Raw genomic sequence first — 7,888 nt, 5'->3', positions numbered from 1 at the left:
CGCTCGGCGGGGCTTCGACCCTTTGGATTACTCCGCGGGCCGCCCGCTCCGCTACCTGCTGAACGAGCAATTAACAGGGTAACCTCCTTTCAGGTTACAAGATCAGCCAGGCTTAGCCTGGCGCACCAAAGACACGAAGATTTTTGACCACATGTTCATGCCCTGCTCTGTGGGCTTTGTGGCTTTGTGTGATAGAAAAAATGTCGGTGAATTTATTATTCGTTTTGCTTAGGGCGGCCTCTCACTGGAGCTTGATCCGTTTCATGGCCTGGTCCATCAACAGCTGATACCCGCTCTTGGTGCCGATCATGGGCCCCTTCTGACGCTGGCTCCAGACGGTCTCGGGACGGGCCTGCACAATAAAAATATTTTCCGGAAAAGAAAAATCCTCATCGATGGCCCACTCGATATCCATAGGGCGGCCGTAATGGGTCTCGATGTTTTTTGCGATCCTCACGAGTTCTTTTATCTCACGATCTTCCAGGCAGCACCGGGACTGCATCTCCGGTTCCACATCCACATCCATGGTTCCTTCCCCCGCCGGGTCATAAACGCATTTTATGTGTTTGGCGGAGATGGTCTTTTCACTGGTCTCCAAAATCACCTTATCCACGACAAATTTGTCGGGATTCACAGAGCCGGACACCACGGTCTCCCCCAGTCCCCAACTCCCCTCGATCACCACCTTGGACGGATCGCCGTTGGTAGGATTGAGCGTGAACATGACGCCCGCTGCCCGGGAGTTGACCATCTTCTGAACCCCCACGCTGATATAGACCTTTTCGTGGGGGAAGTTGTTCTTGTTTCTGTAATCGATGGCGCGGGGCGTGAACAGGCTGGCCCAGCACCGCCTCACACTGGAGATGATCCGCTCCGCTCCGGACTGGCAGAGATAGGTGTCCTGCTGTCCGGCAAAGCTCGCCGTGGGGAGGTCTTCGGCCGTGGCGCTCGATCGAACCGCCACCTGAACGTCTGTGACGCCGCACGTTTCACACAGCCGGGCGTACCCTTCGGCAATAGCCTTCTGGATTTCGTCAGGCATTGTCGCGTGAAGGACCAGGTCCTGGATGGATTCGCTGGTCCTGTTGAGGGAGTCCACCTCATCCTTATCGAGATTCGACAGGACATTGAGGATGGTATCCTTTATCCCCGTCTGGGTGATAAAGCTCAGATAACTGTCGGTGGTGACGGCAAACCCGGGCGGCACGCGGGTGCCTGCCTTGATCATCTCACCCAGGCTGGCATTTTTGCCCCCCACCGCGGGGAGGGAATTCTTGTCCAGATCTTCGAAATTGAGAATGTAGTCCATCTGTGTCTCCATTGAAGTATGTCCCCCCCCTGCTACGGTCCCTTGTCAGGATGGGGGTGGCGCTGTTTCTCCCCGGGCCGGAAGGCCCGGAGAGAAGATCACGCCGGATCCTCGCAAAGGAGGGGGGCCGGTGGGAAGGGAAGGCTATTTGGCTCGTTCAACGATTGTCACAACCCCTGTGTCGCCATCAACCCTCACCAGGTCCCCGGTCTTGATTGTCGATGTGGCCACGCCGGTGCCGGTAACGGATGGAATTCCATACTCCCTGCACACGATAGCGGCGTGGCTGGTGAGCCCGCCAATGTCTGTAACCGCTCCCTTGATCTTGGTAAACACCGGCGCCCAGGAAGGATTGGTGGTGGGGCATACCAGGACTTCTCCGGGCTGAAGATTCACAAGATCCTTGAGAACTCTGAGTACCCGGGCCGGACCTTCCGCAACCCCTGCGGAAGAGGCGAACCCCTTGATCTCCGAGACCCCCTCTCCGCCCACTTCTCCAACGCCCTTGAGCCATTCCTTGACCTTGTCGGTGGTAACGCCCCAGAGCATGATGGTGAAAGGCTCTGCCACTTCCGCAGGCGGGACGCCCAATGCCGGAGTCGGATTCCAGTTGCCCGCCGCCTCCAGAATTTTCCGCCGTTTGCTGACCTTGGCCTTGTAATAATCGCTACGCAGGGGGATATCCACGCCCAGGGCCCAGCCGGTGGAGAGTTCCGTAAGAAGTTCGGGGATTTCATACCGGGTAAACATGAAAATATCGTCCACCTCGTTGATCATTCCGTTATTGACCAACAGCTTTCCGAACTTCCGTATCTTGGCAAACCAGATGGTGTGAAGCCAGTGCTCCACCCAGAAGAGATGATCTTCGGCATAGCGGTAAATGGTTCGAATGGTCTTATAGGCCTCGTCAAAGGCCTTCCTATCCTCATCGGTCTTGATGAGCTCCCGGTAACTGGCCACGGTTTCGTCTCTTTCTTTGTCCAGCTTGTCCAACGACCGCTCGATGGTTTCCCCGTTTTCCAGCCGTTCCACATAGCTCTTGATATAACTGTAGGGGATGTCGAGCTGGGTCAGCCAGCTCCCCTCGTGATGAAACCAGCCGCTGCCGCAGGACACGTAAAACCAGGGATCACTCGCCTTTTCGAACTCCTCAAGCCAATGCTTTCCGTCGGGAATTTTTTCCAGCTCGGCCTTTTTCTGGTCCACCGTCATATCACTCTTGAGGATGTCGGCCACCCCGCGTGAAGACACGGCCAGTCTGGAGAGCCGGCAGAGTTCTTCCTCAGGGCGGAACATGGAGACATAGGCCCCCGCTACCATCTTGCCGATGGCGCTTTCACTGATCCCGGGAAAAAGCTTTCTGGAGACATCCCCGAACATGAGGTAGGCCAGGTAGGTCAGGTTCAACATTTCAAAGTGATACTGCCAGGCCTTGATCATCTGGTTGGCCACCTTATCGAATGCCTCCAGGATGTCATAGGAGACATAACATCCGGTAGGTGCAGGAATGACCTGGTCCTCGGGAACAAATTTGGGCAGTTCGGTCGGGACCTCCACGGCCTCCATCTCTTTTCCGATGGCCTTGAACTTGATCAGCCATTTGTCCCACAATTCATCATAATGATCGAATACATAGAACACACGCTTTCCGAACTGCTCCGCCTTTTCGGCGATAACCTCATCGGGCGGGGGCGCAATAGCGCAGATGTACATGTAGCAACCGACCATCCGCTGGGCGATCCCCTGGGCAGGGGGGATGCAGAACACCCTCGTGGTGTATTGCGAAAGAGAGATCTGCCAGGCCTCCTGAAATATCAGATCCAGGGGCGGCATGGGTTCCGGGGCGTGGATCTTGTCCAGGTACCAGAATTGCTGTTTTTCCCAGGTTTCCCTTTCCTTTGAAAACAGGTAGTGGGACGGGTACATCTCTTCCCATCCTTCGAGTTCCGGTGGGACCTGATACTCATGCGGATCCGGGAATCTTCCTCCAATGTCATCTGCCATGTTTCTCCTCCCTTTCTATAGCTCTTGGGTTAATAATATAAGGCGCGATGCCTACTCACGAAATGCCCAACACGACAAGGGTAACAAACAAAAGCCGCCATATTGATGGCACAGACCATCGGGGAAAGTCCCCGGGAGAATTCGTTTTCGCAGACAATTTGAAGAAGAAATGGGTAAGGCCGACACAGGTTAATACTGTTTGGATTCCATTTGAGTTATTCTTATGTGTATCAGGACATAAAATATCCATGAAAAGTTATCATTATCTTCATCAATACAATTAACTCTGTCAAATTCTTTTTTTTTATGATATTCATAACTTGAGCTTATGATTGATTTTAAGTCATAATTTTTATTTAAATGAGCGTTATTCAATCCCTAAGGTTCAAAATCTGAATGCGAAACACTTCTAATTTCCAGTGAATAACCTCAAGGCCAGATGGAAACTGACAACGAACCAGAGATAACGCTTGGAAACGGAGAAAAATGACTCATGCTCAATTTCAATCAACTGAGGGTCTTCTGCCTGGCTGCAAAACACGAGAATTTTACCACCGCTGCTGAAAAGCTTTTTGTTACGCAACCGGCCGTTACGGCCCAGATCAGGCAGCTTGAATCCACCTGTAACCTGAGGCTGTTTAAAAAGCGGGGCAGAAGGATCTATCTGAGCGACGAGGGGAAGATCCTCTATCCCTATGTGCGCAGGATGTTTGAATATGAAAAGGAACTGGAAGATGTAATTGAAGATATGCGGGAGCTGAAGCGCGGGGTCCTGAGGCTCGGCACCACCAAGGCCTATGCCCGCTATTTCATGCCATGGATCATTACCCGTTTCCGTGAGACCTATCCGGACATCAAAATCCATCTGGACGAGGGGAGTTCTCAGGATATGACACTCAGTCTGGTCAATTTCCAGAATGAGATCGCCCTTATTGCCAAGGCCAAGGACCATCCCGACGTCCATTTTTCCCCTTTCAGCATGGAGGAATTGATCCTGATTGCTGCTCCGACGCATCCTCTGGCCGGGAAGAACGCTGTCGCATTTGATCAAATCGCCAGGGAACCGATCATCATGAAAGAGGCCGGCTCAGGGACCCGCCGGCTGGTCAATCAATTGTTTGCGAGTCATGGTTATACTCCGGACATTCTGATGGAGACGAGCAACACGGAGTTCATCAAGCAGTTGGTTCAGCGGGGTGACGGGATTTCTTTCCTGGTGAAGCAGTCTGTGGCGATGGAGCTGGAAGAGGGAAAATTGGCCGTTATTGTATTTGAAGGCTCCCGCATTTTTCTGGATGTGAGCGTCGCCTATCTCAAAAATCAGCATCTGTCGCCGCCGGCCCAGGCATTTCTGGATGTCTTGGGAAAACTGACCCCGGAAGAGATGCTCCCCCAGGGAATCGGCGCCCTTATGGCCAAAATGCTGACCAAAAGGAGATAATTGTCCTTGCCTGGCCTCCCTTTACTGTCCTTCTCCTCCTGAGTGCGGGGAAGCGAAGTTCGCTAAACATCAGGGGCTTATGTTTTATCTTGACAACCTGATGATCCATGTCTATTATTAATAACCATTACTATTAGTAGAAATTATGGAGGTTTTTTTGCATTCCGATGTAATGCACAGATCCACCCGGCAGAGGCAGGTTATTCTGGATGAGGTGAAACGATCCAGGACCCATCCCACTGCGGACGAGATTTACGAAAAGGTCAGGACACGGTTGCCTCACGTCAGTCTCGGAACGGTATACCGCAATCTCGACGTCCTGGCCGCGAATGGTGACATTGTCAAACTGGTCCTCGGTCGAACGCAGATGCGATTTGACGGAAATCTCGACCCCCATTATCACATGAGCTGCATTCACTGCGGCCGGGTGGAAGATCTTCCGATGGGCATGCCGGAAAATCCGATGGCCCTCCTGGAAAAGATGACCCGTCACCTCACCAAGTATGGAGTGTTCGGACATAAACTTGAGTTTGTGGGTGTCTGCACGGAATGTTCAGCCAAAGGCCTCAATTTCCCGGGGGGTGACGATGCAGAATCGGATTGCCATCCGGAAAAAGGTAACGACCCATCCGGGGAAGAGGCCGGAAGCAGGGATAGCAAAAACATGCCCAAGGAGGAATGCCGATGACATTTGAATATGACGTGGTCAAAATTCCGGTGCAGGCATTTCAGCATCTGGCATTTTTCTGTTCTCAAAATGGGGAGTGCGCCTTGGACGATGTGCCGATGGATCAGGCGGGCCGATTAACGGATATCTTAAATGAAAAGGGAGCTGAGGGATGGGAACTGGTCCAGCTATTCTTCGACCGGAGTGGCGTTGTCGCGATTTGGAAACGATCCAAAAAAATTTAACAACTCATCAATAACCATAACTATTAGTCAATGGAGGGCTTTCATATGACTGAAAAGACGAAAAAGGACATTAAGGCGAAAACACTCAACATTCGAGAGGCCACGATCTGCGAGGCCACCGCTCAAATGCTCCAGAAGGCGGAAAGGGATGGCGTGGAGACTGCATTTCACCGTGCAGCGGACATGAAGGCATGCCCCATCGGTGCCGAGTCGGCCTGCTGCAAAAACTGCACCATGGGTCCGTGCCGCATCAATCCGAAGGATCCGTACAGCAAAGTGGGGGTATGCGGTGCCACTGCAGATACGATCCAGGCCAGAAATTTTGCCCGCATGGTCGCCTCAGGCGCCGCCGCCCATACGGATCACGGAATGTCCATGCTGGATCTGTTTCGGGAAGTGGTCAACGGCAGGATTAAGGAATATACCATAAAGGATCCCATCAAGCTGGCTGATCTGGCCACGGAACTGGGGATCGAGGTGGAAGGGAAGGACCTCAAGGATATTGCCCTCGACGTCTACCACGAGCTGGAGAGGACCTATACCCAGGTGGAAGGCGAGATCCCCTTTATTAAGCGGGTGCCTGAAAAAACCCTGGAGACCTGGAGGAAAAACGGCGTGGTCCCGAGGGGCGCCATGCGTGAGATCATGGAAATCATGCACCGAACGCATATGGGGGTGGACCAGGACTATAAAAACCTTACCAAGCAGTGCACCCGGACGGCCCTTGCGGACGGTTGGGGCGGTTCAATGATCGCTACAGAGGTTTCGGATATCCTCTTCGGCACGCCGACGCCGGTCAGGGCAGACGTCAACATGGGATGTTTAAAGGAAAAAGAGGTCAATATCATTATTCACGGGCACGAGCCCAATCTCTTCGAGTCCATGCTGGCGTCAGTGGATGATCCGGACCTGGTTCAGGCTGCCAAAGATGCGGGGGCCGACGGGATCAATCTGGTAGGGATGTGCTGTTCAGGGGCGGAGATGCTCTCGCGGCACGGAATTCCCCATGCCGGAAATTTCATGTCCACAGAGGCGATTCTTATAACCGGCGCAGTGGATGCCATGGGCGTGGATGTCCAGTGCATCAAGCAGGGTCTTGGCAAGGTGGCGGAGTGTTATGGGACAAAACTTTTTACCACCAACCCCAGATGCCACATCGAAGGCGTGTCCCACATTGAATTTGAGGAGCATGTGCCCAGAGAGTGCACGGATGCCATTGTGGAACACGCAATCGTCCGATTCAAAAACCGGAAACTCCCGGTGGAGATCCCCAATATCCGGAATACGGGCATTCACGGGTTTTCCCACGAGTATATAAACTATATGCTGGGGGGCACGTTCCGTGGCTCCTACACCCCTCTGAACGATAACATCATCAACGGCCGCATCCGGGGGGTCGCCGGCGTGGTCGGGTGTACCAATCCGAGGGTCAAGCAGGATTGGGTCCATGTGGAACTGGTTAAGGAATTGATCAAGAATGACGTCCTGGTGGTCCAGACCGGGTGTTCCCAGGTCGCTTTGGCCAAGGCCGGACTCTACAGACCCGAAGCGGCCCATCTGGCCGGAGACGGGCTGCGGGAGGTCTGTGAAACCGTGGGCATGCCCCCGGTGCTGGGCCTGGGGTCCTGCGTGGATAACAGCCGTATCCTGACGGCCTGTTCCGAAATGGTACGTGCCGGCGGTCTGGGGGAGAGCATCGCCGATCTGCCGGTGGCAGGGGCGGCGCCGGAATACATGAGTGAGAAGGCGATCTCCATCGGGCATTACTTCGTGGGATCAGGAGTGTTTACGGTCTTCGGGGTGACCTTCCCCATCATGGAAGGGACTAAATTTCACAAACACCTTTTTGAAGAACTTGAGGATATGGGTTTCGGGAAGTGGGCCTTTGCAGAAGATCCCTATGAGATGGCCCGCCTCATGATCGCGCATATCGACAAGAAGCGGAAGGCCCTGGGGATCGACAAGGCCAGGGAGCGGGTCCTTATGGACATGGCCGACCGGCAGCGGCTGGAAGCGGCCTAATGGTCATGCCCCTCGGAAACGGCCTTGGCCCGAACCACCGAGGGGCATGTTCCCCGTCTCACCGGATCGTTTCATCCTGTACAGGAGAGACAACCCCTGTTGAATACCGGACAGTGATGGTTATTTTTTAATTCAAACAGAAGATAGACAATAGAGAATATCGTAAACCCGCCCTGAAAAAGGGGCTACGAGCCGGGTTT

Annotated in this window: 6 protein-coding genes; 4 read left to right on the top strand and 2 right to left on the bottom strand. The window is 53.5% G+C overall.

Going from position 1 to position 7,888, the window contains the following annotated elements; genetic code table 11:
* Positions 1-241 precede the first annotated feature (241 nt).
* Positions 242-1,309, bottom strand: coding sequence for a phenylphosphate synthase subunit beta (locus tag K9N21_07835; protein MCF8143812.1), 1,068 nt, complete (start codon positions 1,307-1,309; stop codon positions 242-244).
* Positions 1,310-1,453: 144 nt separating this feature from the next.
* A complete protein-coding gene (locus tag K9N21_07830) occupies positions 1,454-3,313 on the bottom strand; it encodes a hypothetical protein (GenBank protein ID MCF8143811.1) in 1,860 nt (619 codons plus the stop codon).
* A gap of 493 nt (positions 3,314-3,806) precedes the next feature.
* Between K9N21_07830 and K9N21_07825 the strand changes: the two genes are divergently transcribed.
* From K9N21_07825 to cooS, 4 genes are all read left to right on the top strand, one after another.
* Positions 3,807-4,754, top strand: coding sequence for a LysR family transcriptional regulator (locus K9N21_07825; protein MCF8143810.1), 948 nt, complete (start codon positions 3,807-3,809; stop codon positions 4,752-4,754).
* A 172-nt stretch (positions 4,755-4,926) separates the two neighbouring features.
* Positions 4,927-5,442 (top strand): transcriptional repressor, encoded by a 516-nt coding sequence (locus K9N21_07820; protein MCF8143809.1) that lies wholly within the window; start codon positions 4,927-4,929, stop codon positions 5,440-5,442.
* The gene (locus tag K9N21_07815) at positions 5,439-5,666 is read left to right on the top strand and encodes a DUF4177 domain-containing protein (GenBank protein MCF8143808.1); all 228 of its coding nucleotides are present in this window, start codon (positions 5,439-5,441) and stop codon (positions 5,664-5,666) included. Before K9N21_07820 ends, K9N21_07815 begins: the two co-directional genes overlap by 4 nt.
* Before the next feature lie 45 nt (positions 5,667-5,711).
* Positions 5,712-7,688 carry an anaerobic carbon-monoxide dehydrogenase catalytic subunit gene (cooS, locus tag K9N21_07810; GenBank protein ID MCF8143807.1) on the top strand — a complete coding sequence of 659 codons (1,977 nt, stop codon included), beginning with the start codon at positions 5,712-5,714 and terminating at the stop codon, positions 7,686-7,688.
* The last annotated feature ends 200 nt before the right edge of the window (positions 7,689-7,888 follow it).

The organism is Deltaproteobacteria bacterium (genome assembly GCA_021737785.1).
Lineage (GTDB): Bacteria > Desulfobacterota > DSM-4660 > Desulfatiglandales > Desulfatiglandaceae > AUK324.
The sequence above is the reverse complement of the archived record's forward strand: the minus strand, read 5'-3'. Positions and strand labels throughout refer to the sequence as shown.